The organism is Paraburkholderia sp. GAS33 (assembly GCF_050436645.1).
GTDB lineage: Bacteria > Pseudomonadota > Gammaproteobacteria > Burkholderiales > Burkholderiaceae > Paraburkholderia > Paraburkholderia phenazinium_B.
This window is the reverse complement of sequence record NZ_JBNDMP010000008.1, coordinates 215,012-241,437: the sequence shown is the minus strand read 5'-3', so window position 1 is coordinate 241,437 and position 26,426 is coordinate 215,012. Positions and strand designations below refer to the sequence as shown.

The 26,426-nt window shown below is 61.9% G+C and carries 25 protein-coding genes; 13 read left to right on the top strand and 12 right to left on the bottom strand.

What is annotated here, in order from left to right; all coding sequences use genetic code 11:
- Positions 1-25: 25 nt before the first annotated feature.
- Entirely contained in the window at positions 26-1,012 is a 987-nt protein-coding gene (locus P3T24_RS24325; RefSeq protein ID WP_429438574.1) for an aliphatic sulfonate ABC transporter substrate-binding protein, read from the top strand.
- 53 nt (positions 1,013-1,065) lie between these two features.
- Here the strand turns inward: P3T24_RS24325 and P3T24_RS24320 are convergent, their stop codons facing one another.
- Genes P3T24_RS24320 through P3T24_RS24300 form a run of 5 tightly spaced genes read right to left on the bottom strand, consistent with a single transcriptional unit; the run spans position 1,066 to position 6,221 of the window.
- Positions 1,066-2,430, bottom strand: a complete 1,365-nt coding sequence (locus tag P3T24_RS24320; RefSeq protein ID WP_429438571.1) for an LLM class flavin-dependent oxidoreductase — start codon at positions 2,428-2,430, stop codon at positions 1,066-1,068.
- 46 nt (positions 2,431-2,476) lie between these two features.
- On the bottom strand, positions 2,477-3,340 hold the full coding sequence (locus P3T24_RS24315; protein WP_429438568.1) for an ABC transporter ATP-binding protein: 864 nt from the start codon (positions 3,338-3,340) through the stop codon (positions 2,477-2,479).
- 15 nt (positions 3,341-3,355) lie between these two features.
- Positions 3,356-4,264 (bottom strand): ABC transporter permease, encoded by a 909-nt coding sequence (locus P3T24_RS24310; RefSeq protein WP_429438565.1) that lies wholly within the window; start codon positions 4,262-4,264, stop codon positions 3,356-3,358.
- 26 nt (positions 4,265-4,290) lie between these two features.
- On the bottom strand, positions 4,291-5,142 hold the full coding sequence (locus P3T24_RS24305) for an ABC transporter permease (RefSeq protein ID WP_429438563.1): 852 nt from the start codon (positions 5,140-5,142) through the stop codon (positions 4,291-4,293).
- 11 nt (positions 5,143-5,153) lie between these two features.
- Positions 5,154-6,221: an ABC transporter substrate-binding protein gene (locus P3T24_RS24300; protein WP_429438560.1), complete on the bottom strand. Its 1,068-nt coding sequence runs from the start codon at positions 6,219-6,221 to the stop codon at positions 5,154-5,156.
- A gap of 534 nt (positions 6,222-6,755) precedes the next feature.
- Here P3T24_RS24300 and P3T24_RS24295 point away from each other — a divergent pair.
- From P3T24_RS24295 to P3T24_RS24275, 5 genes are all read left to right on the top strand, one after another.
- A complete protein-coding gene (locus P3T24_RS24295) occupies positions 6,756-7,223 on the top strand; it encodes a rhodanese-like domain-containing protein (protein WP_429409776.1) in 468 nt (155 codons plus the stop codon).
- 32 nt (positions 7,224-7,255) lie between these two features.
- On the top strand, positions 7,256-8,224 hold the full coding sequence (gene epsC / locus P3T24_RS24290; RefSeq protein WP_429438557.1) for a serine O-acetyltransferase EpsC: 969 nt from the start codon (positions 7,256-7,258) through the stop codon (positions 8,222-8,224).
- Positions 8,221-8,517 (top strand): helix-turn-helix domain-containing protein, encoded by a 297-nt coding sequence (locus P3T24_RS24285; RefSeq protein ID WP_429409774.1) that lies wholly within the window; start codon positions 8,221-8,223, stop codon positions 8,515-8,517. Before epsC ends, P3T24_RS24285 begins: the two co-directional genes overlap by 4 nt.
- A gap of 96 nt (positions 8,518-8,613) precedes the next feature.
- Entirely contained in the window at positions 8,614-9,546 is a 933-nt protein-coding gene (locus P3T24_RS24280; RefSeq protein WP_429438554.1) for a family 2A encapsulin nanocompartment shell protein, read from the top strand.
- Positions 9,521-11,608, top strand: a complete 2,088-nt coding sequence (locus P3T24_RS24275; RefSeq protein WP_429438551.1) for a family 2A encapsulin nanocompartment cargo protein cysteine desulfurase — start codon at positions 9,521-9,523, stop codon at positions 11,606-11,608. Before P3T24_RS24280 ends, P3T24_RS24275 begins: the two co-directional genes overlap by 26 nt.
- A 33-nt stretch (positions 11,609-11,641) precedes the next feature.
- Here P3T24_RS24275 and P3T24_RS24270 read toward each other — a convergent pair whose 3' ends face one another.
- From P3T24_RS24270 to P3T24_RS24260, 3 genes are all read right to left on the bottom strand, one after another.
- Positions 11,642-13,084: an FAD/NAD(P)-binding protein gene (locus tag P3T24_RS24270; RefSeq protein WP_429438548.1), complete on the bottom strand. Its 1,443-nt coding sequence runs from the start codon at positions 13,082-13,084 to the stop codon at positions 11,642-11,644.
- 215 nt (positions 13,085-13,299) lie between these two features.
- Positions 13,300-14,940: a chaperonin GroEL gene (groL, locus tag P3T24_RS24265; protein ID WP_429438545.1), complete on the bottom strand. Its 1,641-nt coding sequence runs from the start codon at positions 14,938-14,940 to the stop codon at positions 13,300-13,302.
- A 14-nt stretch (positions 14,941-14,954) separates the two neighbouring features.
- Complete coding sequence (locus P3T24_RS24260) at positions 14,955-15,245, bottom strand: co-chaperone GroES (RefSeq protein WP_074268040.1); 291 nt, start codon at positions 15,243-15,245, stop codon at positions 14,955-14,957.
- 264 nt (positions 15,246-15,509) lie between these two features.
- Between P3T24_RS24260 and soxC the strand changes: the two genes are divergently transcribed.
- The 4 genes from soxC (at position 15,510) to P3T24_RS24240 (ending at position 18,524) form a co-directional block, all read left to right on the top strand.
- Positions 15,510-16,808 carry a sulfite dehydrogenase gene (soxC, locus tag P3T24_RS24255; RefSeq protein ID WP_429438538.1) on the top strand — a complete coding sequence of 433 codons (1,299 nt, stop codon included), beginning with the start codon at positions 15,510-15,512 and terminating at the stop codon, positions 16,806-16,808.
- A complete protein-coding gene (locus P3T24_RS24250; protein ID WP_429438535.1) occupies positions 16,801-17,340 on the top strand; it encodes a c-type cytochrome in 540 nt (179 codons plus the stop codon). Before soxC ends, P3T24_RS24250 begins: the two co-directional genes overlap by 8 nt.
- Before the next feature lie 148 nt (positions 17,341-17,488).
- Positions 17,489-17,737 carry a hypothetical protein gene (locus P3T24_RS24245; protein WP_074268043.1) on the top strand — a complete coding sequence of 83 codons (249 nt, stop codon included), beginning with the start codon at positions 17,489-17,491 and terminating at the stop codon, positions 17,735-17,737.
- Between the two features lie 31 nt (positions 17,738-17,768).
- Entirely contained in the window at positions 17,769-18,524 is a 756-nt protein-coding gene (locus P3T24_RS24240; RefSeq protein ID WP_074268044.1) for an SDR family NAD(P)-dependent oxidoreductase, read from the top strand.
- A 124-nt stretch (positions 18,525-18,648) separates the two neighbouring features.
- On the opposite strand, the gene P3T24_RS24235 is transcribed toward P3T24_RS24240, so the two are convergent.
- Positions 18,649-19,845 (bottom strand): porin, encoded by a 1,197-nt coding sequence (locus P3T24_RS24235; protein ID WP_074269383.1) that lies wholly within the window; start codon positions 19,843-19,845, stop codon positions 18,649-18,651.
- A gap of 743 nt (positions 19,846-20,588) precedes the next feature.
- On the opposite strand from P3T24_RS24235, the gene P3T24_RS24230 reads away from it, so the two are divergent.
- Genes P3T24_RS24230 through P3T24_RS24220 form a run of 3 tightly spaced genes read left to right on the top strand, consistent with a single transcriptional unit; the run spans position 20,589 to position 23,575 of the window.
- Positions 20,589-21,671: an ABC transporter permease gene (locus P3T24_RS24230; protein ID WP_429438532.1), complete on the top strand. Its 1,083-nt coding sequence runs from the start codon at positions 20,589-20,591 to the stop codon at positions 21,669-21,671.
- Complete coding sequence (locus tag P3T24_RS24225; protein WP_429438529.1) at positions 21,665-22,495, top strand: ABC transporter ATP-binding protein; 831 nt, start codon at positions 21,665-21,667, stop codon at positions 22,493-22,495. The genes P3T24_RS24230 and P3T24_RS24225 overlap by 7 nt, the downstream gene beginning before the upstream one ends.
- Before the next feature lie 42 nt (positions 22,496-22,537).
- On the top strand, positions 22,538-23,575 hold the full coding sequence (locus P3T24_RS24220; protein ID WP_429438526.1) for an ABC transporter substrate-binding protein: 1,038 nt from the start codon (positions 22,538-22,540) through the stop codon (positions 23,573-23,575).
- An 80-nt stretch (positions 23,576-23,655) separates the two neighbouring features.
- Here the strand turns inward: P3T24_RS24220 and P3T24_RS24215 are convergent, their stop codons facing one another.
- Genes P3T24_RS24215 through P3T24_RS24205 form a run of 3 tightly spaced genes read right to left on the bottom strand, consistent with a single transcriptional unit; the run spans position 23,656 to position 26,401 of the window.
- Positions 23,656-24,534 (bottom strand): ABC transporter permease, encoded by an 879-nt coding sequence (locus P3T24_RS24215; RefSeq protein WP_429438523.1) that lies wholly within the window; start codon positions 24,532-24,534, stop codon positions 23,656-23,658.
- Complete coding sequence (locus P3T24_RS24210; protein ID WP_429288580.1) at positions 24,531-25,349, bottom strand: ABC transporter ATP-binding protein; 819 nt, start codon at positions 25,347-25,349, stop codon at positions 24,531-24,533. Before P3T24_RS24210 ends, P3T24_RS24215 begins: the two co-directional genes overlap by 4 nt.
- On the bottom strand, positions 25,349-26,401 hold the full coding sequence (locus tag P3T24_RS24205) for an ABC transporter substrate-binding protein (protein WP_074268051.1): 1,053 nt from the start codon (positions 26,399-26,401) through the stop codon (positions 25,349-25,351). The genes P3T24_RS24210 and P3T24_RS24205 overlap by 1 nt, the downstream gene beginning before the upstream one ends.
- Positions 26,402-26,426: the final 25 nt, after the last annotated feature.

Here is a 26,426-nt window from a genome sequence, read left to right as displayed (position 1 = left end):
CTTGGCCTACTTCTGAATCTCCCCGATGCGCTTCGCTCTTTCCGCTTTGGCCGGTCTGTCTGGACTGCGCCGGTTTTCCGTTTGCGCCCTGGTGCTGTTCGGCGTGCTGTGCACGAACGCCGCGCAAGCCAACGAAACGGTTTCGATCAGCTATCAGCGCTCGTCGACGCTATTCATCCTGTTGAAGCGCACCGGCGCGCTGGAAAAGAAGCTCAACGCAATGGGCTATGACGTCAGCTGGCATGAGTTTTCAACGGGACTGCTGCAATCGCTGAACGCTGGGAGCGTCGATCTGCATGCGGATGTCGCCGATGCATTCGCGCTCTTCACGCAGGCCGCGAACGCGCCGCTGACGTATTACGCCGAAGAGACCTCTGCGCCGAGTGCACAAGCCATCATCGTCCCACCCGATTCGCCGATCCATTCGATCGCGGATCTGAAGGGCAAGCGCGTGGCGGTATCGAAAGGCTCCGGCTGCAATTTTCTTCTGATTGCAGCGCTTGCCAAGGCTGGGCTGACGATCAAGGATATTCAGGTACGTTACCTCGAAGCGCCGGATGCGCTCGCTGCGTTTCGAGGTGGCAACATCGACGCCTGGGCCATCTGGGATCCGTTCCTTGCCGCACAGCAGCGCGACGCGCATGTCCGCGTGATCGCCGACGGCACTGGCGGTGTTGCGCAATACAACCGCTTTTACACGGCGACTACGGCGTTTGCGGACAAACACCCGGATGTGATTCGTGTCGTATTCGATGAGCTGAACGAAACAGGCAAGTGGGTTAAGGCGCACCCGCAAGAGGCTGCACAGATCCTTGGACCGTTGTGGGGCGATATTCCGGCGCCGACCGTCGAGCTGGCGAACAGCCGGCGCAGCTATGACATCGTGCCGGTGAAGCGCGACCAGCTTGGCGAACAACAGCGGATCGCGAATACGTATTTTGCGGCAGGGTTGATCCCGAACACGTTGAAGGCGACCGACATCCGGATCTGGACTCCGCCCGCGGCGAAATAATCGTTTGATGTCACGGCGGCGCAGCGGCCGGCGTGACATCGAGCCAAACCGGTTTAGCGGACTGCATCCCGTGCCTGCGCCGTGCCTTGGGTATAACGGTTCTGGGGCCGCGGCAGCCCCAGATTCTCACGCAACGTGTGGCCTTCGTACTCGGTGCGGAAAAGCCCACGGCGTTGCAACTCCGGCACCACCTGTTCCGCAAATTCGCTAAGCCCGCCTGGTAGCCACGGCGACATGATATTGAAGCCGTCGGCACCTTCTTCCTCGAACCATTGCTGTAGCTGATCTGCGATGCTTTGCGGCGTGCCCACCACCTGCTGATGACCACGCGCACCGGCGATGCGCAAATACAGGTCACGTATGGTCAGATTCTCGCGGCGTGCGAGATCGAACAGCAACCGTTGACGGCTCTTGCCGCCATTGGTTTCGGGAAGCTCGGGCAGTGGGCCATCCACTGGGTACTGCGAGAGGTCGACGCCGCCGGACATATTCGATAGCAGCGATAGACCCACCGTAGGATGGATCAGGTTCTGCAACTCGTCGAATTTCTCGCGCGCCTCTTCCTGCGTGCGGCCGATCACGGGAAAGATACCTGGCATGATCTTCAGATGATCGGGCTGTCGTCCGTATTTCGCCAGTCGCCCTTTGACGTCGCGATAGAACACCTGGGCTTCTTCCAGCGTCTGATGCGCGACGAAGATCACCTCGGCGGTTTGCGCGGCGAGCTCCTTGCCGGCTTCCGAGGCGCCTGCCTGTACAACCACCGGCCAGCCCTGGGGTGAGCGTGCGACGTTAAGCGGCCCACGCACCTTGAAGTGCTTGCCCTTGTGATTGAGTACGTGAAGCTTGTCCGGATCGAAGTAGACACCGCTCTCCTTATCGCGCAGAAACGCGTCGTCTTCCCAGCTATCCCAGAGGCCTGCCACAACGTCGTAGAACTCGCGGGCGCGTTCATAACGCACCGCGTGATCGGGATGTTGTTCGAAACTGAAGTTGTGCGCTTCGGATTCGGTACTCGATGTGACGAGGTTCCATCCCGAACGGCCACCGCTCAAGTGATCGAGCGAAGCGAACTTGCGGGCCAGGTTATATGGCTCGTTGAAGGTGGTCGAGACCGTCGCGATCAGCCCGACATTTTTCGTCACCACGGAAAGCGCTGAGAGTAGCGTCAACGGTTCGAAGTGATCGGCCCGTGCGGTGCGCGAGAGCGAAGCCAGATTCGTGTCGCGCACGCTGACGCTGTCGGCAAAGAAGATGGTGTCGAATTTCGCGCGCTCGGCGATTTGCGCGACTTGGGCGTAGTGGGCGAAGTCGAGGCCGCCGCTCGCATGCGTATCCGGATGGCGCCATGCGGCGATGTGATGGCCAGTCTCCATGAGGAATGCGCCTAACCGGATTTGCCGCTTGTTTTCGCTCATTCTTTGCTCCATGAGATGGTGGCGTGATTGCTTTGCGCGCGCGGTTTCACCAGGCAAGCCGCCAGTCGGTGATTGGCGAATCGACGGGAGCACCTGATACGTGCTGACCACCAGAGGGCGCGCCGCCTCCATCGCTGTGAGCTGCGGCGCCATCCTCGGCGAAATCGGCGAGCACTTCGTCGCGCAGGCGGATAAAGCGGGGATCGCTGCGCTGGCGTGGCCGCGGCAGCGCGACGTCGACAATCCGTTTGACTCGCCCAGGGCGCGGCGCCATCGTGACGACTCGATCGCCCAGGTACAGGGCTTCGTCGACATCGTGCGTCACGAGGATCATGGTGATGCGCTCGCGTTCCCAGATCCGTTGCAGTTCGTTCTGCAGACGAGCGCGGGTCAGCGCATCGAGTGCGCCGAACGGTTCGTCGAGCAGCAGCACACGCGGCCGGTTGACGAGACCGCGTGCAATCGCCACGCGCTGCGCCATGCCGCCTGACAGTTGATGCGGATAGGCATTCTCGAAGCCGTTCAGACCCACCAGCGCAATGTGTTCAGCGACTGCCTCGCGTTTTTCTTTAGCGGACAATGGCGCATTGCGTAAGGCAGCGAGGATATTCTGCGAGGCTGTCAGCCAAGGAAACAGACGGTGGTCCTGAAACACGATGCCGCGCTCGAGCGACGTATCCTTCACCCGTTCTCCGGCAACCCGGATCTCGCCGCTGTAGTCGCTGTCGAGTCCGGCGATCAGGCGCAGCAAGGTCGACTTGCCGCAGCCGCTCGAGCCGAGCACGCTGACGAATTCCCCGGGCCGCACCCGCAGGGTAATGTCGTCGAGAACCGCCAGCGGCACGCCACGCTGCGCGTAGTGCTTGCTGACGTGAAGAATGTCGAGTGATTCGGAAAGGGCGGTGCTCATGATCGGCAATCCTCTTTATAACGTGGCTCGCGCCGGATTCGAAGCGCTCTGGCGGCGCGCCAGCACCGCTCGCTCGACGGCACGCGCCATTGCATTGAGCACCCACCCGGTGATGCCGACGACGATGATCCCGAACAGCACCAGATCCATGCGGAACTGCTCGCTGCCGTCGACCAGCGTATTGCCGATACCGCTGCCCGCAACCAGCAGATATTCGGCGCCGAGCGTGGCGAGCCATGAATAGATCAACGCGAGATAGATGCCGGTGAAAATCGACGGCAACGCTGCGGGCAAGATCACGTGGCGGATCATTTGCAACCGCGTATAGCGGAAGGCGCGCGCGACTTCGATGTAGGCACGCGGCACGGTGTGGATGCCATCGCAGGTATGCGCGGTGACCGGCAGCAGCGCGGCAAGCGACAAAAAGACGATTTTCGCGGCATCCCCGAGGCCGAACCAGACTGAGATCAGCGGAATCCACGCGAACAGCGAGATCTGTTTGAAGGTGTCGAAACTCGGTCCGATCACCCGGGTCGCAATGCGCGAGAGGCCGAGCACGCTGCCGAGCAGCAGGCCGCCCACGGTGCCGATCACGAAACCGCTCGCTTCACGCGCGAGCGACGCGGACAGCGCACGTACCAGCGCCCCGCTGACGATCTGTTGCCATGCGGTTCGCGCCACGTCGGCAGGGCTGACAAGTAAGCCGCTCTTCACCAGATGAGCCTCTGAAATAGCCCACCACAGCGCAAGCGCAACGATGGGCAGCACCGCGCCGCGCAAATCGAGGCGGCGTTTTCGCGACGCCAACGGAGGTTTGCTGGCCGCTGCTTTGCCGGCAACCGGCAATTCGCAACCGCACGGCGGCGGCCCTTCCTGTTCGAGCAGACCCGCACGACGCGCAAGTGAATCGATGATTCGGCTCATAACTGACTCCGGGACATGTCGGTGGCTCACTCGCGAAACGCGGATGGCTGGCCGCGCCGCAGACGCGCTTCGAGCGCATCGAGCAGACGGTTCATCGTCAGGCCAATGGCGCCGACTATTACCACCGACGCCATCACCAGATCGAGCTGGAACAGCTGCCGTCCGTAGACGATCAGATAGCCGAGCCCTTCCGACGACGCCACCAGTTCCACCACAACGAGCGCGAGCCATGCCTTGGTGAACGCGAGCCGTACGCCGGTGGCAAGCGTCGGCACCGCGGCGGGCAGCACGACATAGGCAATGCGTTGCCAGCGGTTGTAAGCGAACACGCGCGCCACCTCTTCAAGCGCCACGGGTGTTTGCCGAAAGCCCTGCAAGGTGCTGAGCGTGACGGGAACCAGCGCGGCGTGTGCGATCAGGATGTACTTGAGCGGCTCGCCAACGCCCACCAGCAGAAGCAGGAAGGGCAGCCAGCCGAGTACTGGAATCTGGACCAGCGCGTTAAAACCTGGCAGTACATAGGCTTCCAGCGTGCGCGACAGGCCAAGCGCTGCGCCGATCACGAAGCCTAGAAAGGTCCCCACGCCGAAGCCGATCAACACACGTTGCAGACTGATCAGCGTGTTGTGCGCAAGGTCGCCGCTCTTTGCCAGATCGATGAAGGTCTCATACACGCGTTCAGGCGGCGGCAGAATCTGCGGTGCAATCCAGCCGTGCTCGCACCCGGTGTTCCATAGGGCGAACAGCAGCGCCGGCAATAACCACGGCGCCAGATGCCACGCAACGGCACGCAAACGCTCGTGTCTGCGCGGCGCGGTGTTTGCGGCGTCGGAATGGATGGCCGATTTCGCCGGCAGCTTGATTGCGGTTTCGCTCATTGTGGGGTCCGTCAGGTGAGCGGTTTGCCCGCTGCGTCGTAGCGCGTCCAGTAGTGGTCGAGCTTGAGCGTGCGCAGCGCATTGTCGAGATAGCTGGGCTCGAACCAGCTATCCACGTCGACGGGCTGACGGATCAGCTTGAGCTTGAGAGCATCCTGGGAGACCGCTCTATAGCGCGCCACGATGAACGGATCGATCAGTGGCGAATTGCGTTCTTTCAAGGTCCGGTTGGCGAACTCGGCTTGCCAGGAGGCATACGGGACGCCGGTTCTTGCCCACAACTTGAACTGGGCGTCGCGGTTTGCTTCGTCGGACGACCATTGCGAGCCTTTCACGAACGTGGTCACGACACGCTGCACGATGTCCGGATGCGCGTGATCGAAATCGTCAAGCACGAGCAGATGCGATTGACGCGTCAATTGCGGCCCCTCGTTTTGCGACTCGTAGATGATCCTGATGAGACCCTGGTCGCGCAGCTTGTACAGGTGATAGTCGCTGAACGATGCATCGATGCCTTTGGATGCCAGCGCAGCAAGCGCGCTAGCGGTGTCGAGGTTGATCACATGCAGATCGCGCTCGTTGAGCTGATTGGCGGCGAGGGCGTTATCGGCGACAAGTTGCAGATTCGTACCGCGAAAGATCGACACGCGCTGGTCCTTCAGATCCTTGATGCTGTGGATGCTGGAGTCGACTGGCACGGCAATCTTCACGCCTACCCGCACGCCCGATTCGAGCAGGATACGTGTCTTCAAACCATTGGCGCGCCCCAATACGGATGGCAGATCGCCCTGGAAGGCAAAGTCGAGCGACTTGTCGGCAATCGCCTCATTGACTGCTGGCCCGGCTCCCTTGAAGAAGAGCCATTCAACCTTGATGCCGTCGGGCGCGAACTCCTTTTCGAGCAACTGCTGAATCTGTACCGTGGCCGCTGGTGAGCCTCCGAAGGTCGGCGGGTCCCCGGAGCCTTGTTCCGCCACGCCGATGCGGATCACCGTCGGTTTGTCGGCATAGGCATGCATGGCCGCTAGCGCCAATGTAGCGGTCGCGAGTACTGACTTGAGCAAACGTAGATATCGCATCGATTCGAGTGGGGATAGGGAAGTGGGTGCGCCGGGGCCGCATTCGTTGTAGCCGCGAATTGCAGGCTGCTGCCGCGCCAGAGCACAGCCATTCTTTGCCGACGACACTGTTAAGGACAAGAAAGGATTTGAGCTATGCATATTGCCGGGTGTGTTTATGTGTTCGGCGCATGGCGTAGACGAGGTGCGTGCCTGCTTCTGCCTCGATGAAGATTCGCATGCGGAAGCATCGGGCGGCGCGCATATCGATAGATGGTTTTCTTTGTTGTGCGACACAGATCCGAAAATTTATGCTGATGAGCGATCGGACGCTGCACCAAGGAGTTGAAAGGCCACCGTGAAGCTTCGCTGCTCAAGCGTCCATCGTCGTGCTTCTTTAGAAATCACTTTTTATTGGTTCTGCTTTCGATGACGCGCTCGCATAGTACGTTTTGATGGCTATAGGCGGTGAAGCCCAGGTGTTGGGCAACGGCCGGCCAGCATCGCCGTTCGGGGGAGATCCGGACAGGTACGACGAATGAGCAAGGAGATGTCATGACAGTTGAACTGGCAGAACACACTACACATGCAGCGCTGGTAGCGGCCCGCGAGGCCGCCGTAGCTGCGGGTTTGCCCTATGCGGGCGGGATTTCTCCGCAAGATGCGTGGGCGTTGTTTTCGGCGGGTGAGGCGGTGTTGGTCGATGTGCGCTCCCCCGAGGAGCGCAAGTTTGTCGGTTACGTGCCGGATAGCGTGCATGTCGCCTGGGCGACCGGCACGAGCCTGAACCGTAACCCGCGCTTCGCGCGCGAACTGGAAGCGAAAACGGGCAAGGAGGCAGTCGTGCTGCTGCTGTGCCGCAGCGGCAATCGCTCGGCACTTGCTGCCGAGGCGGCGGCGAAGGCGGGCTTGACCCAGGTCTTCAATGTGCTGGAAGGATTTGAAGGCGAACTGGACGCGCAGCAGCAGCGCGGCCGCCATAACGGCTGGCGCTTTCACGGCTTGCCGTGGGTGCAGGACTAGCCAGATCAACATCAGGACGGGGAGCATTGACTGTGGCCGTATTTGACATCGACGATATCGTTCAATCGCTCCAGACCGTGCGTCAGCGCTGGCGCGAAGTGCAAAAGCGTTCGCTCGAGCCGGGCGGGCGCGACTTGCCGGCGCGCGAGGCGCTAGCCCAGATCGTCGATACGCTCAAGGGCGTGCTGTTTCCCATGCGGCTGGGGCCGCCCGATCTGCGTCAGGAAAGCGAAAATTTCTACGTGGCCAATGCGCTCGATTCGGCGCTGCACGCACTGCTTGGACAGGCGCGGCTCGAATTGAACTACAAGGCCCGCCATCACGCGCGCGCCGACGAGCAGATCGAGGCACAGGCCAGCGCAGCGGTACACAAGTTCGCCGCGCGGCTGCCGGAGATTCGCGGTTTGCTCGACGGTGATGTGCTGGCCGCGTTTCATGGCGATCCGGCGGCGGGCAGCGTGGACGAAGTGCTGCTGTGCTACCCGGGCATCCTGGCGATGATCCATCATCGGCTCGCGCATGAACTCTACCGGCTTGAGTTGCCGCTGCTGGCGCGCATCGTGGCCGAGCAGGCCCATGGCGAGACCGGCATCGATATCCATCCGGGCGCGCAGATCGGCGCGGGGTTCTTCATCGATCACGGCACGGGTGTCGTGATTGGCGAAACTGCAGTGATCGGGCAGCGCGTGCGCGTCTATCAGGCGGTGACGCTCGGCGCCAAGCGTTTTCCACGTGACGCGGCGGGTCATCTGGAGAAGGGTTTGCCGCGTCATCCGATCGTCGAGGACGATGTCGTGATCTATGCCGGTGCCACGATTCTTGGCCGCGTGACGATTGGAAGAGGGGCGGTGATTGGCGGCAATGTATGGCTGACGCAGGATGTCGAGCCGGGTAGTCACGTCACCCAGGCCGTGTCGCGCAACGAGGCTTCGCAGCCGGCGCAGGTCACGCTGGTGCCACAGGCGCCGCAGTTGAACCCTGTTGCGAGCGCCACGTCATGAGCACGATCGTCAGAAACTTCGGCGCTGCAGTACGCGAGTTGCGCGAGGCTCGCACGTGGTCGCAGGAGCAGCTCGCCGAGCATGCCGGTTTAAACCGGTCCTACGTCGGCGAGATCGAGCGCGGCGGCGCGATTGCGTCGATCGTCACAGTCGACAAGCTCGCACGCGCGCTCGGCGTACCGATCTCGAGTTTGCTGCGTTCGTCGTTCGCGGGTGCCAGTGCGGCAGTCGCTCCAACACCGTCCGCCGCGCCGGTTCCCACGCTCACCAATGTGCTGAAGACGTCCTCGTGACGTCTATAGCATGTTGAGCCAGAGTGGATCCGGTCCTCATAATCACTGCTCGTCATAAGCTTTCCTGTTTTTCATCTATAGAACCCGGAGCCACACATGTCGACCATAGCGAGCGGCCATACGGCGCTTAGCGATAATGCCGCGCGGCAACTAGCCAACGCCACCAAGACCGTCCCCCAACTTGCGACGATCACGCCGCGCTGGTTGACGCATCTGCTGCAATGGGTGCCGGTCGAAGCGGGTATCTACCGCCTGAATCAGGTCAAGAGTCCGGACGCCGTGAAGGTTGCCTGCACACAGCGCGAAGACGAAACGGTGCTGCCGCGCACGTTTGTGCCGTATGAAGAAGAGCCGCGCGAATACTTCCTGAATGCCGTGAGCACGGTGCTCGACGTGCATACGCGTATCTCCGATCTGTATAGCAGTCCGCACGATCAGATCAAGGAACAGTTGCGCCTGACGATCGAAACGATCAAGGAACTGCAGGAAAGCCAGCTCATCAACAATCCGGATTACGGTCTGCTTGCAAACGTGGCGGACGAGCAGCGCGTGTTCCCGCTGACCGGCGCGCCGACGCCCGACGATCTGGACGAACTGCTGAGCAAGGTATGGAAAGAGCCGGCGTTTTTCCTGACCCATCCCCTCGCGATTGCTGCGTTTGGCCGCGAGTGCACGCGCCGTGGTGTGCCACCGCCCACCGTCAGCCTGTTCGGCTCGCAGTTCCTGACATGGCGCGGGATTCCGCTGGTTCCGTCCGACAAGGTGCCGGTGGCCGACGGCAAGACCAAGATCCTGCTGCTACGTGTGGGCGACAAGCGCCAGGGCGTGGTGGGCCTGTTCCAGCCGGGTGTCGCGGGCGAGCAGGGTCCGGGGTTGTCGGTGCGCTTCATGGGCATCAACAGTCATGCGATCGCGTCGTATCTGATTTCCCTGTACTGCTCGCTGGCGGTGCATTCGCCGGACGCGCTGGCGGTTCTCGATGACGTGGAGATCGGTAAGTACCATGACTATCCAGACACCTACAAGTAATCCGCCAGGCGCAGGTGTGCCGCACGATGTACCGCAGACGCTGCCGGCCGGCTTGCCCGATCCGGCAACGCTCGCACGTCTCGCGACGGAGTTTTTCTCGGCCCTGCCCGGTGGCGGGGTGTCGTCCGCGGTGCCGGGTGGCAATAGCCTGAGCGACGCCTCGTCGTCGGCGTCGTTCGCTTCGGCATTGCCGGTCGCTGCGCCGGTGCTGTCCACGGCGAGCAATCCGGCGCCGGCGGGTTCGCCGCTCGCGGGTCCTGGTGGTTTCGGCACGGGCGTGCCGGGTGCCGCTTTGCCGCAAGGTAAGGTGCCTGGGGCGAACCTGTTGCCCTCGGCGCCGACTCATGTGCTGTCGCTCGGCAATCGTGTACCGGCGCTCGTACCGCATGCCACTGCGCAGAATGGCTTGCCGGATAGCGCGGTGACGATCGCTCCGGCGCTCGAGCCGCGCTTCGGTGGTGCAGCGCTGGCCGTGCCCGAGGGACATGGTGCGCAACGTCCGTCTGCGGGTGGGGCTTCAAGTACGTCCGCTACTTCGCCTGGTATTGCGTCGCCGTATTACTTTCTCGATCCGCAAGCGGATAACCGTCACAGTAGCGGTGCGGGTGGCCGGGACATCGTCGTACCGTTGAGCGATTCGATCACCGCCCAATCGTTCGGCCTGCCAGGCGAGAACGAGCTTCGCTCGTTGCTCTCGGTGCAGCGTTTTCCGCACGATGCCGGCTCGTATGAACCGGCCGCTTTCAATAGCGGTGGGTCACGCTATTTCGTCGAGGAAGCGCATCCGTCTACCGGTCCGGCGAGAACCGCTCACGGCGTGCCGAACGCAGCGGCTTCGGCGCACCCGCCGTTCGACGTCAATGCAATCCGGCGCGACTTTCCGATTCTTTCGGAACGGGTGAACGGTCGTCAGCTGGTGTGGTTCGACAACGCGGCGACGACCCACAAGCCGCAATCCGTGATCGACCGGCTCGCGTATTTCTACGCCCACGAGAACTCGAATATCCATCGTGCCGCCCATGCATTGGCGGGCCGTGCGACGGATGCCTACGAAGCGGCGCGCAGCAAGGTGCAGCGCTTTATCGGCGCGGCCTCGCCCGATGAAATCGTCTTCGTGCGCGGCACCACCGAGGCGATCAATCTCATCGCGAAGTCGTGGGGCGTGCAGAACGTGGGCGAGGGCGACGAGATCATCGTGTCGCACCTGGAACATCACGCTAACATCGTGCCGTGGCAGCAGCTTGCCGCGCAAACCGGGGCGAAGCTGCGCGTGATTCCGGTCGATGACTCCGGCCAGGTGCTGCTCGACGAATACCGCAAGCTGCTGAACGATCGCACGAAGATCGTTTCGGTAACCCAGGTTTCGAACGCACTCGGCACGGTGGTGCCGGTGAAGGAGATCGTCGAGATGGCCCATCGTGCCGGTGCGAAGGCGCTGATCGATGGCGCGCAGTCGGTTTCGCATATGCGCGTGGATGTGCAGGCAATCGATGCGGACTTCTTCGTGTTCTCGGGCCACAAGGTGTTCGGTCCGACCGGCATTGGCGTGGTCTACGGCAAGCGCGCGATTCTCGACGACATGCCGCCGTGGCAAGGTGGTGGCAACATGATCGCCGACGTAACCTTCGAGCGCACTGTGTTCCAGCCGCCGCCCAACCGCTTCGAAGCGGGCACTGGCAACATTGCGGATGCGGTGGGTCTGGGTGCGGCGATTGACTACGTGACGCGCGTGGGCATCGAGAATATCGCCCGCTATGAGCACGATCTGCTTGCGTATGCGACGAGCGTTTTGCAACCCGTTCCCGGTGTTCGGCTGGTCGGCACTGCGAAGGACAAGGCGAGCGTGTTGTCGTTCGTATTGAAGGGCTACGAGACGGAAGAGGTTGGGCAGGCGCTGAACGAAGAGGGCATTGCAGTACGCTCGGGGCATCATTGCGCCCAGCCCATCTTGAGGCGTTTCGGCCTCGAAGCTACCGTGCGGCCATCGCTCGCGTTCTACAACACCTGCGATGAGGTTGATGCGCTGGTTGCGGTGGTGCGGCGTTTGTCGACGCGGCGTTAGCGTTTAGCGCTTCCAGGTGCTTCAGGTGTCTGATCAGGATACCTGAAGCACTGCAGGCGCCTGCGCAACACTTAACGCTGCGAGCAGACGCGCACTGAGCCTCGTGGTCTGATTGGCGATTTCGATGACCGTCCCAGGTTCGACGATCGTGCCGCGCAATGCTGCGCCGAGCACCGAAATGTGCGGCGAAGCAGCACCGTTCGCTGCGATCGCGGCTAGCGATGGATCGACCGTAATGCCAAGCCCTACCGGTCCCGTTTGCACAAGGCCGCGCGAAAACAGATTGCGCACCAGGGGCTGCTCACAACCGGCGTGCCAGCGATAGTCGGGCCCGGTGCAGTTGACGACACCCTGGGCGACCATCGTGCGTTCTTCTTCGCTACCGCGTAGCCGGTAACGCACGTTCACGCCTCCCTCCAGAGCTTCCGCGAGATCGTTGACGATGGCCGCCTCGACGCTCAGACGGCCGCTTGTGCGCAGCGCGTCGACCAGCGCTGCGCTGACGGGTGGCGCGCGATGCAGAAACACGTCCCAATGCGGTCTCACGTGCCGGAAGAACCGCTGCCTGTCGATCAACGCTGCGTTATGCCACCAGTCTGCAAGATATGGCCTGAGCGCGCCCGGTAGCGATTGCCAGTCACCGCCATGCGCGATGATGGTTCGAGCTTTTTCGCGTAGTTCGCGCACGACCTGCCGCAATGTGCGCGGCGGTCCCACTCTTCCGAAAGGCGCTTCATCAGGCGCGGGGTTACGCCGTTCGACTGGCGTCAGGCCGTGCCGCGCCAGCACCTTATAGGTACCGCGATAACCCAGCTTTTCGAGCGATACGACGGCGTCGATCATCGTCAGACTTCCACCCACCAGCACGAGCTCGTCTGCGTCGACGAGTGCTGCAAGACGCGAGCAGTCCCACACGTTAGCGACATACTGGCCCGCTTGCGTGAGCCGGCCGTTCGCGTCAAAACGCGGCCGCGACTGGAACACGCCGAGCGCGAGCACCGCGTGATCGGCGAGCAGCACCCGGCCTGCGTCGAGCGCGAGCGTGACGCCGTTTGATGAAACATCGAGATCTTCGACGCGTGCCTGGACATGTTCGAACGTGACGCCGGGCGCAGCTTGCTGCTGTGCCTGCCGCAATTGCTCGCTTACGTAATCGCCAAAACGCCAGCGCGGCACGTACGCCTGGGCGACTGCATCACGAGGCTGGCCGGCAAACTCGGGCTGCAAAGTAAGCCAGTCGACGAAATGCTCCGGTTGCTCTGGATATAGCGTGAAAAGGAGGGCGGGGCCGTTGACCAGATGTCCCGGCTCCCGGGTCGAGTAAGCGAGGCCGCGACCCGGCTGCGCACACGGGTCGACGAGGCGGATCGCGAGGGCTTGCTGTGCTTCGCGCAGCAGCTTGATGGCGAGCGCCGTGCCGGAAAGACCGCCACCGACGATGACGATCTCTGGCGCTCCGCCGTGATGAGCGACCATGATGCTCTCCTGTGAATCCTCCGGCGCGCTCGGGCCGGGACGACAGGATGTTAATGGTCTGCTGAATATGGCCGAAACGACAAATGCTGATAAGCATTTGCGAAAAAATGCTTAAGGACGTTATTGCAGAAACACGCATGCCTGCGCGAGGCAGGCATGCGTGTTGTTAAGACCAAAGAATCAACGCGCGCGAACCGCGCGGGGCTCATCGATCGTCAGAAGTCGAAACCCGGACCGCCTGCGCCCGGCCCACCCGTCGGCGACTGCGGCGGCGCGTCCTTCGGTGCTTCAGACACGGTCGCATCGGTGGTGAGCAGCAGGCCCGCAACCGATGCCGCGTTCTGCAATGCCGTGCGCGTGACCTTGGTCGGATCGAGCACACCCGATTCCACCAGATCGCCGTACTCGCCGGTTTGCGCGTTGTAGCCGAAGTTGCCGCTGCCTTCCGCGACCTTCGCCACTACCACGCTCGCTTCCTCGCCCGCGTTGGCCACGATCTGGCGTAGCGGTTCTTCAAGCGCGCGCAGCACGATCTTCACCCCGGCGTCCTGATCGGGATTACTGCCTTTCAGATCCTTGATTGCGTTCCTGACGCGGATCAGCGCGACACCGCCGCCCGGCACAATGCCTTCTTCCACGGCCGCACGAGTCGCGTGCAACGCATCGTCCACGCGGTCTTTCTTCTCTTTGACTTCGATCTCGGTTGCGCCGCCTACCTTGATCACCGCCACGCCGCCTGCGAGCTTGGCGACGCGCTCTTGCAGCTTTTCGCGGTCGTAGTCGGAGGTGGCTTCTTCGATCTGCACGCGGATCTGCTTGACACGCGCTTCGATGTTCTTCGCGTCGCCGCCGCCGTCGATGACCGTGGTGTTCTCCTTGCCCACCTCGATGCGCTTGGCTTGGCCCAGTTCCGCCAGCGTCGCTTTTTCGAGCGTGAGACCGGTCTCCTCGGCAATCACCTGACCACCGGTAAGGATCGCGATATCTTCGAGCAAGGCCTTACGGCGATCGCCGAAGCCCGGCGCCTTGACCGCCACCGTCTTCAGAATGCCGCGGATGTTGTTAACCACCAGTGTTGCAAGCGCTTCGCCTTCGACGTCCTCGGCGATGATCAGCAGCGGACGGCCTGCCTTGGCAACCTGCTCGAGCACCGGCAGCAGGTCGCGGATATTCGAGATCTTCTTGTCGTGCAGCAGAATGAACGGGCTGTCGAGAACGGCGACCTGCTTGTCCGGATTGTTGATGAAATACGGCGACAGGTAGCCACGATCGAACTGCAGTCCTTCGACCACGTCCAGTTCGTCGGCGAGCGATTTGCCGTCTTCGACGGTGATCACGCCTTCCTTGCCGACGCGGTCGATGGCTTCGGCAATACGCTGACCGATCGATTCTTCACCATTCGCCGAGATCGTTGCAACCTGAGCGATTTCCTTGCTCGTGGTAGTTGGCTTGCTGATCTTTTTCAGTTCTTCGATTGCCGCAGTCACGGCCTTGTCGATACCACGCTTCAGATCCAGCGGATTGAGGCCTGCCGCGACGTATTTCTGGCCTTCGCGGACGATCGCTTGCGCCAGCACCGTGGCGGTGGTGGTACCGTCGCCGGCGGCGTCGCTGGTACGCGAGGCGACTTCCTTCACCAGCTGCGCGCCGATATTCTGCAACTTGTCGGCCAGCTCGATTTCCTTGGCCACGGACACACCGTCCTTGGTCACAACCGGCGAACCGAAACTACGTTCGAGCACGACGTTGCGGCCTTTCGGGCCGAGCGTGACTTTCACTGCATTGGCGAGAATGTTGACGCCTTCGACCAGTTTCGAACGCGCGCTGTCGCTAAAGACGATTTCTTTGGCTGCCATCTTGTGATGCTCCCTTATTGGTGGACTACGGCGACGATGTCTTCTTCGCGCAGCACGAGCAGATCCGTGCCGTCGACCTTGACCTGCTGGCCTGCGTATTTACCGAACAGCACGCGCTCGCCGACTTTCAGGTCCGGCTCGATACGCTTGCCGTCGTTATCGCGCTTGCCGGGGCCGACGGCGAGCACTTCGCCCTGATCGGGTTTTTCCGCGGCGCTCTCGGGAATGACGATGCCCGAAGCGGTTTTCGTTTCCTGATCAAGGCGTTTGACGATCACGCGGTCATGCAAAGGACGTAGGCTCATTTAGACATTCCTGCTGTGGAGATTTGGCACTCTTCGCTGGCGAGTGCTGACCGTGATCGAGTATAAGAATCGCCAACAGGGCGCTCCAATAACGAATCCTCAAATCCTTATCGGCGTTTTTCTGTTTAGTTTATTTGCGAGCCTGGTAAGCCGAGGGCAAGGGGCGTTCTACACATTGGGTTCGATCGATATCACGATTGCTCGTTTTGTCGGCGCCGCTTCAGTTGCTACAGTGGCCAGTTGGCCCATGACGCACTGACACCGATGAAAAAGGTTCGCGACACTTCACCCCATGCAGCCGATAGGCCCACTTCGCGCGGCCGTCGCCGTTTGCTGGGCGGACTCGCCGCGAGCGGTCTGGTGGTCGCACGTGCCGGCGCGGCCGCAGACCCGCTGCTAAAGCCACTTGATATCGCACCATGGAGCCGCACGCCGGGCGCGCCGATACTCGAGCATCCCTATGGCGTGCCCTCAGCGCACGAGGCCGATGTGGTGCGTCGTAGCGCGAAGGCGTGGCCGTTGCCCGGGGCCGCTTCGTCGATGACGCCGCTAGCGGACCTGTTCGGCACGATCACGCCGAACGGCCTCGTCTACGAACGGCATCACAACGGTGTGCCGGATATCGATCCCGATCAGCACCGCCTCGCGATTCATGGTCTTGTACGCGAGCCGAAACTGTTTACGATGGACGACCTGGTTCGCCTGCCGTCCGAATCGCGGATCCATTTCATCGAATGTTCCGGCAATACCGGTGGCGAATGGAATGGACCGAGCGGTCAACCGGTGCAACTGACGCACGGTTTGCTGTCGTGCTGCGAATGGACGGGTGTACGGCTTTCGACCCTGCTGGAAGAGGTGGGGGGCCTGTCGACGTCGAAAGATGGGCAAGGTGGACGCGGCGGCTGGGTGCTGGCGGAGGGCGCGGATGCCGCGGCAATGACGCGCAGCTTGCCGCTCGATCGCATCCTCGAGCGCGCCATGGTGGTCTATGCGCAGAACGGCGAGCGTTTGCGCCCGGAAAACGGCTATCCGCTGCGCCTGATCGTGCCGGGCTTCGAAGGCAATACGAACGTCAAATGGCTGCGCCGCCTGAAGTTCGTCGATGCGCCGCTGCAGACGCGCGAGGAAACTTCTCGATACACGAGCCTGATGGCGAATGGAACCGCGCGGCAGTTCGCATTCGAAATGGATGCGAAGTCCGTGATCACCCGGCCTTCACCGGGGCATCGTCTGAGCACGCAAGGCTATTACCCGATCAGTGGCCTCGCCTGGTCGGGGCGCGGCACGATTCGCAAGGTCGAGGTATCGACGGATGCGGGCGCTACGTGGCAACTCGCGCGCCTCGACGGAACCCCGCGCGATCGCGCGCTGACGCGCTTTCAACTGGACTGGTTGTGGCAAGGTGCGCCTGCAGTGATCCTGTCGCGCGCCACGGATTCGACCGGCTATGTGCAGCCTACGCGGGAAGCGCTAGTGGCGGCACGCGGGTTGAACTCGCAGTATCACTACAACGCGATTCAGCAATGGCGTGTCGACGCGAGTGGCGAGGTGCGAAATGCTTAATGTCTTGAGACGTACGCTTGCGCCTGCAGCTTTTGTCGTTGCGAGCTTGCTCGCGTCGAGCGCACACGCGGGCTACGGCGTCGGCACTCCGTTATCGGACCAGGACCTCGCGGCGTGGAATATCGACATCGCGCCCGACGGCCGTGGCTTGCCCGCAGGCAGCGGCGACGTCGCCACCGGTGCGCGCGTGTTTGCGGCCCAATGTGCCGCATGCCATGGCGCGCAGGGCCAAGGGCTGCTCGGAGATGCGTTGGTGGGTGGTCGCGGTACGCTGGCAAGTGCGAAGCCGAAGCGCACGGTCGGCAGCTACTGGCCCTATGCGACCACGCTGTTCGACTATATTCGTCGTGCAATGCCCTTTACCGCGCCCGAGTCGCTTTCAGCCGATGACGTCTATGCCGTTTGCGCATTCCTGCTCAACCAGAACGGCATCGTGCCACCGGATACCCGTCTGGACGCGCGCTCTTTGCCCGCTGTGAAAATGCCGAACCGCGACGGCTTCGTAGCCGATCCCCGACCGGGACGACTCTGAGCGGAGCCGAGGCGAAGCGGGCCGTTTCCCCTTATCGCCAATGCGGTTTTTGCTACGTTCTCCGAAAACCAATCCACAAAAACTTGTTTGCACTTGCTCGAGCGGGTCACTAGATTTGACTGGATGGTATTCACTCGACGGAGGTCGTATGGCCACGCATTCAGCGACGCTTTTCTGGGGCGGACTTCGCCACCCTGTGCGAAGCCTGCAAAAGCAATTGTCAAAACGCGTACCCGTGAATCTGGATCAATCCCCTGACGAGAGATCGGCGGCAGCCCGCAGCGGCCAATCGTCCGAGCGGTTGGAACGCATTGCCGCCTACGCGCGCAGCGGCTATTTTCATATGGAATACACTGCCGGCATGTTTGTCGTGCCGCTCGACATCCCGCCGGGATGATGCTCACGACCAGAACGCAAAGGAGGGCGCGATGACCGACGCTGTCGGGCAAGGCGATGCGCACAAGCGTGTCGCGTGGATTGCCGGCGTGGGAGCGAGCGCTGGACTCGGTGCGGCGCTTGCGCGCCGTTTTGCTCGCGAGGGCTTTAGCGTTGCCGTGACGGGCCGCTCGCGCGAGCGGCTCGATGCGCTCGTCGATGAAATTCGCGGTACGGGTGGTCATGCTCTGGCATTCCCCGGCGACGTCACAAGCGAGAGCGACCTGATCGCAATTGCAAGGCAACTTGCTGAGACAGGCACGCTCGAAGCGGCAATTTTCAATGCCGCTGGCGGGATACGTGTGCCGACGCTCGAATTGACTGGCGAGCAGTTTGAAGCGGCGTGGCGCGTCACGACGCTCGGCGGCTTCCTGTTCGCCCGGGCGGCGCTGCCTGCGCTGCTGGCCGCGGGCCGAGGTTCGCTGCTGTTCACGGGTGCGACCGCTTCGTTGCGCGGCCGTCCGCCATTTGCCGCATTTGCCTCTGCCAAGGCCGCTTTGCGCTCACTCGCGCAGAGTCTCGCGCGCGAGTTCGGGCCAAAGAATATTCATGTTGCGCACGTGGTGATCGATGGAGGCATCGACGGCGAGCGGTTGCGTACGTCGGCACCGCAGCGGGTTGCCGAAAGCGGTGCGGATGGTTTGCTCAATCCCGACGATATCGCCGAGGCCTATTGGCATCTCCATCAGCAGCGGCGCAGCGCATGGTCGCAGGAAATCGATCTGCGGCCGTTCAGCGAATCGTTTTGAGGGGAAGCACGCTCTGGAATGAGCGCTTTGGTCGTCGATGCGCGCAGCGCTCGCAGTATCGAACTGTGAGCGCTGCGGTTCTTCTGACTAACCGGCCGCGAGGGAGCGGCCGGTGTTCACCCACTTAGAAGCGGTGGGTGATGCCGACGATTGCGGCGAGCTGATGGTTGTCAGCCGAGTAGGTGCTGCTGCTCAGATCGGCCACTGCCTTCTTGCCCGTCGAGTCGATACCCGAAGCGGTTTCGAAGAAGCCGATCGCGTAGAACGAAGTGCGCTTCGATACCGAGTAGATCGCGCCCAGGTTGAACTGGTTGTACTTCGCGCTGCCCACGTCGTCTGCGCCGCTGTTATGCGTGTAGATATACGCGGCTGCCAGCAGCAGAGCCGGGTTCACCTGGTACTTCAGGTTGACTTCGCCCGAGTTGAACGTTGCATTGCCCGTGTACTTCGGAGCCGAGATCTGGCCGATGGCGGTGACCGAACCCAGGTTGCCGAATTGCGTGTTCGAGTACAGCAGGCCGACGGTTGCCGGTCCGATTGCATACGAACCGCCTGCCACGATGATCTGCTGCGAACCCGCCGAAGCGTAGCCGCCGTAGATCTTGTTGTTCATGTTGTCGGTTGCGCTCGCCGAAGCCGTAGTCGTCGGCGTCGACGAATTGCCCTGGTTGCCGTAGGTCGCGTAGTACGGATCCTTCACGAACGTGTAGCCTGCGCCGAGGTGGAGCGGACCGTTCGCATACGAGACTGCCGCGTCGATCACCGAGTTCTTCGTGAAGTCGCCAGCCTGACCGCCCAGGCTGTACAGCGCGCCTGCTTGCAGACCGTTGTAGTTCGGGCTTATGTACTTGAGCGAGTTCTGGACGCGGTTCGACGTATCGACGTTGTCGACGTCGGCGGCGCGAGTGCCGTAGGCGAGGCCCGAAGCGGCCCAATCGGCGCCGGATGCGAACACAGAGGTCAGGTCGTTGCTGGCCGAGTATTGACGGCCAGCCGTCAACGTACCGAACGTGGTGCTGCTCAAGCCGACGAAGGCTTTACGGCCGAATTCCAGGCCACCTTGGGCGAGTGCGCCCGTGCCCGTGGTGTAGCCGCTTTCAAGGGTGAAGATTGCCGACAGACCGCCACCCAGGTCTTCCGTGCCCTTCAAGCCCCAGCGCGACGAGTTTGCCTGCGAGAGTGCGTATTCGTGCAAGCCTTTGACGTTGTTATTGAAAAGAATACCCGCGTCGACGATACCGTACAGGGTCACGCTGCTTTGTGCATGTGCGGCGCCGGCAAACGCGCCAAGAGCGAGTAGTGCCACCGAGGTCTTTTTCATTTTCATCTGATTTCACTTTGTGTGAGTAGGGCTATCGCTCGCAAGGCGGGCGAGCCCCATTTATGTCAGCTGTTCGGTGCACGAATCGTATGGACTACGATATAAACCCCGCGCTCGAACAACCGGCTGATAGCGAGAACGGACGACAGCAATGCTGTTCCCGCTTTTTCTGCTCGGCCAGGACCTCCCCGTCTCCAATTCGGGGTACCGCTGTCAGTGGCCAGTAAGAATGCCGTGAATATATCCAAAACAGAATTGTTTAGGGCTGGAAAATTTTGCTCTGTCTCGTTCTCACAACGTGCATAAGCGGGGCACCTATTACTTTGTTATGTGCATATATCGCGGCTGCACGAAACGGCGGGTGTCGATACCTGATATGTTTTCAAAATGCTTTCAATGTAAGTGACGGCAAGCTTTAAACCGGTCGATTGTCACGGGATTGCCCTGGATTGATGTCACCAGCCCGTGGGTCCATTTCTCATGCTGGCCGCGCAAACGTTAAAACAGAGAGCCTCAGCGCCAACACATAAGCAAAGCGAAATTTCTTGGTTGGGGCTCGCGCGGACCACCGCGATACTTGGTTTCGCAGGGCCAAGGGAGCGCAGGTTATCGCGGGTTGACGTTGGCCTCTGCTTCGCGTTAGCGCTCCATTTCTTCGGACAAGAACTCTTCGCCATCCAGGCGTTTTAACAGCGCAGCGGTCGCGGCTTGCCTGCGAAACCATGCGGGAGATTGAAACCATCATGTCCACCCAGCTCGAATCGGTTACGACGCGCGATGCGGTCAGCGTGAAGGCGGCTGTATCGGCGCGTACCAGGTTTTCGCGTGGCGCGGCCATTACGTGGCTCGCCGCGCTGGCGTGGTTCGGCAGCGCGGGGCTGACCCAATGGTGGCCGGCCGCCGATGATTGGCCCTACACGCGGCAATACCTCGTCATCAAGCTGGTGCTCGCGGTATTGGCTGTTGCCGTCGGCGTGGCCGGGTGGCGCAGCCGGGCGGGTGAAGACGGCAAAGCGGGCGATGCGCGTGCAGCGCAACATAATGTCAAACCGCAGGCGCGCGTCGATGCATGGGTACACGCGATGCCGTGGCTGCTCGCGTTGGCCGTAGGCATCACGGCGTGGGAAGTGCTGACCGCACAACTCGAATGGCTGCCGCGGCCTTTCTTCGCACCGCCGCAGGCGCTGATCGGTGTTTACGCGGAGGACTATCCGCGACTCGGTTTGAGCATCGCGCATTCGTTTGGTCTGCTTGCCTATGGCTACGTACTGGGTGCCGCGACCGGTTTTGTCGTGGGCGTCAGTATTGGCTGGTCGAAGGCGGTGGGCTACTGGGTGCATCCGGTGCTGCGTCTCATCGGCCCGCTGCCGGCGACCGCCTGGTTGCCACTGGCTTTCTTCTTCTTTCCATCGAGTTTCAGCGCTAGCGTGTTCCTGATCGCGCTTGCCACCGCGTTTCCGGTGGCTGTATTGACGTGGTCGGGCGTCGCCAGCGTCAACACGGCCTATTACGACATCGCACGCACGCTGGGTGCGAGGCCCGGGTTTCTGATTCTCAGGGTGGCGATTCCCGCGGCGTTGCCGTCGGTTTTCGTGGGTCTTTTCATGGGACTCGGCGCATCGTTTTCAGTACTGATCGTCGCCGAGATGATGGGTGTGAAGGCCGGGCTCGGCTGGTATCTGCAGTGGGCGCAAGGCTGGGCAGCTTACGCAAACATGTATGCGGCGCTCTTCGTGATGGCACTGATGTGCTCGGGCCTCATCACGCTGCTGTTCCGCGTTCGCGACCGGCTGCTCGGATGGCAGAAAGGATTGCTCAAATGGTAGCCGTACCCGAAGTGCTTGCGCGGTCCGACAGTGGCCTTGCGTTGCGTGGCGGCGCGCGTATCGATGTGCGTCGTGTGAGCCATCAGTTCGCGCTGCGTGGCGCGACTTTGCCGGTGCTGCAGGACATCAACTTCTCTGTTGAACCCGGCGAGTTCGTTGCCTTGCTGGGACCCAGCGGTTGTGGCAAGTCGACGCTGCTGCGGCTTGTCGCCGGCCTCGACAAGCCGGCGCAAGGCACGCTGCACGCGGATGGCACCGAGATCACCGGGCCCGATCCGTCGCGGGTCGTGGTCTTCCAGGATCCCACGCTGTACCCGTGGCGCACGGTGCGCGGCAATGTCGGTGTGGGCCCCGAGGCGCAGCGCCGCCGGCGCGGCTGGCGACGCAACGCGCTTCACGACCAGACGCAGGACCGCATCGATGCCGTACTGCAACTCGTCGGGCTTGGCGAATTCGCCGACGCGTTTCCGCATCAGCTCTCAGGCGGCATGGCGCAGCGTGTGGCGCTGGCGCGCGCGCTCGTCAACGATCCTGCGTTGCTGGTGCTCGACGAACCGTTTGGCAAGCTCGATTCGCTGACGCGCATCCGCATGCAGGGTGAACTGGCGCGCCTGTGGCAGGGCGCAGGTTTCTCGGTCCTGTTCGTGACCCACGACGTCGAAGAGGCATTGCTGCTTGCCGACCGGGTCATCGTGCTGAGCGAGCGGCCGGCACGCATCCTCGCGGAAGTTCGCAACGACGCGCCGTATCCGCGGCATCGCGACGATCCGAAGCTGGTTGCGCTGCGCCGCGAAGTGCTTGCGCAACTGGGTCTGGAAACCTGAGCACGCATCCGTACCATATTGACCACACGACGAAAACCCAAAATGACATTCAGCAACGACACTTCTCCCGTGAGCCTCGCGCGCCGCGCGTGGCTTCGCAAGACCGCCTGGGCAGCCGGGGCGGCCGCGTTTGGCGGCACTTCGCTGGGTCTGGCGGTGCCGCTCGCCTCTGCGCAAACGCCGCTCAAGCCACTGAATCTTTCGTGGAATGCAGGGGCGATCTGCACGGCGCCAGTCGCGGTTGCGGACAAGCAGGGTTTTTTCACCCGTCATGGCCTGCAGGTGGAACTGGTTAACTTCGCCGGTTCGACCGATCAACTCCTCGAGGCGATTGCGACGGGCAAGTCCGACGCGGGCGTCGGCATGGCGCTGCGCTGGCTGAAGCCCCTGGAGCAGGGCTTCGACGTAAAGCTGACTGCAGGTATACACGGCGGCTGCATGCGGCTTCTGGCGACGCGCAGTTCGGGCATCGTCGACGTGGCCGGGCTGAAAGGGCGCATTGTCGGCGTGAGCGACATGGCAAGCCCGACCAAGAACTTCTTTGCGATCGTGCTGAAGAAGCAGGGCATCGATCCCGACACGGAGGTCACGTGGCGGCAGTATCCGGCCAACCTGCTGGGCGAAGCGCTGAAGAAAGGCGAGGTCCACGCAATCGCGGACGGCGATCCGACCATCTGGAACATTCGCGAGTCGGATCACCTGTATGAAGTGTCGAACAACCTGTGCGGCGAGTATCAGACGCGCTCGTGCTGCGTGCTCGGCGTACGCGGTTCGCTGATCCGCAAAGACCGCGCGACTGCGCAGGCATTGACTCAGGCGTTGCTGGAAGCAACCGAATGGACTGCTAATAATCCGGAGAAGGCCGCGCAGATCTTCTCGGTGCACGCGCCATCCGCGGACGTCAACCAGTTGACCGCGATGCTGAAGAGTCACACCGATCATCATCACCCCGCGGGCGATGTGTTCAGGAAAGAAATTGCGCTTTACGCCGACGATCTGAAAGCCGTCAATGTGCTCAACAGCGGCACCGATTCGAATCGTCTCGCTTCGCGGGTGTTTTCGGATGTGTTGACGACGTAGGACGGGCGCTTGTTGCGACGTCTTGCCTGCCTGCTGCTATGGCTCAGGGCAGGCAAGAGGAGCAGGCGCCGTGCCGGCCCTCAGTGCTGTATGCCCCAGCGGCGCACGGTAATGCGCTCGAGCGTATCGAACACCAGATGCTCGATCAGGAGGCCGATCACAATGACGGCCGCAAGGCCCGCGAAGACCCGGTCCGTATATAGCTCATTGCGGTTCTCGAAGATGTACCAGCCGAGGCCGCCGCTACCGGAACTGGTGCCGAACACCAGTTCGGCGGCGATCAGTGTGCGCCACGCGAAGGCCCAGCCTACCCGCAACCCGGCGAGTATCGACGGCAACGCCGCCGGCACCAGAATCGACACGACGTGGCGCAAGCCCGTGAGACCGTAGTTGCGGCCCGTCATGCGCAGTGTCGCGGGCACTGCCTGAAAGCCTGAATACGTGTTCAGTGCAAGCGGCCACAACACGGCGTGAACCAGCACGAACAGCAGGCTTCCCGTGCCAAGGCCAAACCACAGCAACGCAAGCGGCAACAGCGCGATCGACGGCAGCGGATTGAACATCGCGGTCAGCATGGTGAGCAGGTCACGGCCGATGCGGGTCGAAACGGCCAGCGAAGTCAGCACGAACGCGCATGCGACGCCAAGCAGATAGCCGCGCAGCAACACCGACATCGACACGGCAGTCTTCTGCAGCAACTCGCCGGACCAGATGCCCTGCACGAATGCGCTAAGCGTGGCGCTGAACGTCGGCAGTAACAGATCGTTGTTGACTACACGAGCCGCGAATTCCCAGATGACCACGAGGACCAGCGCGATCAGCGTCTTGCGCAGCCATGTCTGCGCGAAAATGCGTTTGCCGATTGGCAAGGACGCTTCGACCGCGATATCGCCGAGCGGCTCCAATGGACGTTCGTATTCCTCACGAACGGGGGGCAGCAAAGTAGGGGGCGTGCTCATTGCGCGGAGTCCGTCTGTTCGAACAGCAGATGATGGATGCGCTCGGCCGTACGCTGAAAATCGCTGCGACCGGTACTGTCCTGCGTGTATTGATGACTATTGAGCTCGGCGCGCACGCGGCCCGGATGCGGGGACAGCAATAGAATCCGGTTGCCGACAATCAACGCTTCCTCGATCGAATGGGTCACGAACAGCAGCGTGAAATTGACCTCTTCCCAAAGACGCAGCAGCTCCTCCTGCATCTTGCGGCGCGTCAAGGCATCGAGCGCGGCGAACGGCTCATCCATCAGCAGAACGCGCGGCTGCATCGCCAGCGCCCGTGCGATCGCGACGCGTTGTTTCATGCCGCCCGACAAGGTATGGGGATACGCTTTCGCAAACGACGCAAGCCCCACCTTGTCGAGGTAGTGCAGTGCCCTTTCATTGGCTTCGGCACGCGAGAGTTTTCTGGCCACGCGCAACGGAAACACGACGTTTTGCAGCACGGTCTTCCACGGCGGCAACTGGTCGAATTCCTGAAACACCACGATACGGTCGGGGCCTGGCCCGTGCACGGGTTGGCCGTCAAGCGAGATACTGCCGGAGGTGGGTTGTATGAACCCCGCGACGGCCTTGAGCAGCGTCGACTTACCGCAGCCCGAGGGGCCGAGCAGCACGAAACGATCGCCGCCGTAGACGTCGAAACTGACCTGATGGGTCGCGCGAACGATCCGTTCGCGCGTGCGGTATTCGAGGCTTACGCGGTCCACCGTCAGAAGTTTTTCACTGGTTTGCGGACGTGTGATGACCGGCGCGGTATCGGCAATCGTATCCATCAGCTTCCCGCCGCCGTCGCTGGGTCGTCGAAGAAGTAGTCTTTCCACGACTTCGGTTCGTTTTTGATCGCGCCAACCCGGTACATGAACTGCGCCAGTCCGAAGGTATTCTGCGGGGCGACCTTGAACTGCACCTGCGGATTCTTGATGATCTTCAACAACAGGTTGCGGTCGATTTTCGACTGGTTCACGCGGATATAGATGTCGGCTGCGGCATCCGGATTGGCGGAAACGAAGCGTGCCGCGTCGGCAAGCGCATCGACGAAGGCCCGATACGTTTTCGGGTTCGAGTCGCGGAATTTTTCAGTCGCATACAGAACCGTGGCCGAGCTCGGTCCACCGAGCACGTCGTACGAATTCAGCACGATGTGCGCCTTGGGATTGCCGGCGAGCTCCTGATCCTGAAACGGCGGATTGCCAAAATGCCCGGTAATTTCCGTGCCGCCAGCGATAATCGCAGCAGCCGCATCGGGATGCGGAATTGCCTGGGTGTACTTGTCAAGACGGTTGTAATCCTTGTCGCCCCACTGTTTTGCGGCGGCGAACTGCAGTACCCGCGATTGAACCGACACGTTGACCGCCGGTACGGCGATGCGGTCCTTGTCGGTGAAATCGGCAATCGTTTTCACGTTCGGGTTGTTGGACACGAGGTAGTAGGGCAGATTGCCGAGCGAGGCGACCCCCTTGACGTTTTGCTTGCCATGCGTGCGGTCCCAGATCGTCAGCAGGGGGCCGACGCCGGCTCCGGCAATATCCACCGCGCCGGAGAGCAGCGCGTCGTTGACCGCTGCGCCACCCGAGAGCCTGAGCCAGTCCACCTTGATGTCGATGCCCTGCTTGTGCCCTTCCTTTTCGATGAACTGCTGGTCGCGCGCCACGTTGAGCAGCAGATAAACCACGCCAAACTGCTCGGCGACGCGAATCTGCCCTTCGGCATGCGCTAGCGCCGGAGCGGCGAGGCTGGCGGCGCCGATCGAGATCGTGAGCATGCTCGCTGCAAAACGGCGAGCGAAAGACGGCCCAACGGCCGTCGGGCGAAAAATGGACTGCATTGAAACTCCGGTCAGCGTGTGGGCG

Coding starts and splice junctions, on each gene's coding strand:
- P3T24_RS24235 (WP_074269383.1), bottom strand. CDS start 19,845: ATGAAAAAGACCTCGGTGGCACTACTCGCTCTTGGCGCGTTTGCCGGC.
- soxC (WP_429438538.1), top strand. CDS start 15,510: ATGAAAAAGGTTCGCGACACTTCACCCCATGCAGCCGATAGGCCCACT.
- P3T24_RS24275 (WP_429438551.1), top strand. CDS start 9,521: ATGACTATCCAGACACCTACAAGTAATCCGCCAGGCGCAGGTGTGCCG.
- P3T24_RS24245 (WP_074268043.1), top strand. CDS start 17,489: ATGGCCACGCATTCAGCGACGCTTTTCTGGGGCGGACTTCGCCACCCT.
- P3T24_RS24225 (WP_429438529.1), top strand. CDS start 21,665: ATGGTAGCCGTACCCGAAGTGCTTGCGCGGTCCGACAGTGGCCTTGCG.
- P3T24_RS24210 (WP_429288580.1), bottom strand. CDS start 25,349: ATGGATACGATTGCCGATACCGCGCCGGTCATCACACGTCCGCAAACC.
- P3T24_RS24270 (WP_429438548.1), bottom strand. CDS start 13,084: ATGGTCGCTCATCACGGCGGAGCGCCAGAGATCGTCATCGTCGGTGGC.
- P3T24_RS24280 (WP_429438554.1), top strand. CDS start 8,614: ATGTCGACCATAGCGAGCGGCCATACGGCGCTTAGCGATAATGCCGCG.
- P3T24_RS24295 (WP_429409776.1), top strand. CDS start 6,756: ATGACAGTTGAACTGGCAGAACACACTACACATGCAGCGCTGGTAGCG.
- groL (WP_429438545.1), bottom strand. CDS start 14,940: ATGGCAGCCAAAGAAATCGTCTTTAGCGACAGCGCGCGTTCGAAACTG.
- P3T24_RS24325 (WP_429438574.1), top strand. CDS start 26: ATGCGCTTCGCTCTTTCCGCTTTGGCCGGTCTGTCTGGACTGCGCCGG.
- P3T24_RS24220 (WP_429438526.1), top strand. CDS start 22,538: ATGACATTCAGCAACGACACTTCTCCCGTGAGCCTCGCGCGCCGCGCG.
- P3T24_RS24310 (WP_429438565.1), bottom strand. CDS start 4,264: ATGAGCCGAATCATCGATTCACTTGCGCGTCGTGCGGGTCTGCTCGAA.
- P3T24_RS24230 (WP_429438532.1), top strand. CDS start 20,589: ATGTCCACCCAGCTCGAATCGGTTACGACGCGCGATGCGGTCAGCGTG.
- P3T24_RS24285 (WP_429409774.1), top strand. CDS start 8,221: ATGAGCACGATCGTCAGAAACTTCGGCGCTGCAGTACGCGAGTTGCGC.
- P3T24_RS24320 (WP_429438571.1), bottom strand. CDS start 2,430: ATGAGCGAAAACAAGCGGCAAATCCGGTTAGGCGCATTCCTCATGGAG.
- P3T24_RS24315 (WP_429438568.1), bottom strand. CDS start 3,340: ATGAGCACCGCCCTTTCCGAATCACTCGACATTCTTCACGTCAGCAAG.
- P3T24_RS24240 (WP_074268044.1), top strand. CDS start 17,769: ATGACCGACGCTGTCGGGCAAGGCGATGCGCACAAGCGTGTCGCGTGG.
- P3T24_RS24305 (WP_429438563.1), bottom strand. CDS start 5,142: ATGAGCGAAACCGCAATCAAGCTGCCGGCGAAATCGGCCATCCATTCC.
- P3T24_RS24250 (WP_429438535.1), top strand. CDS start 16,801: ATGCTTAATGTCTTGAGACGTACGCTTGCGCCTGCAGCTTTTGTCGTT.
- P3T24_RS24300 (WP_429438560.1), bottom strand. CDS start 6,221: ATGCGATATCTACGTTTGCTCAAGTCAGTACTCGCGACCGCTACATTG.
- P3T24_RS24215 (WP_429438523.1), bottom strand. CDS start 24,534: ATGAGCACGCCCCCTACTTTGCTGCCCCCCGTTCGTGAGGAATACGAA.
- P3T24_RS24260 (WP_074268040.1), bottom strand. CDS start 15,245: ATGAGCCTACGTCCTTTGCATGACCGCGTGATCGTCAAACGCCTTGAT.
- P3T24_RS24205 (WP_074268051.1), bottom strand. CDS start 26,401: ATGCAGTCCATTTTTCGCCCGACGGCCGTTGGGCCGTCTTTCGCTCGC.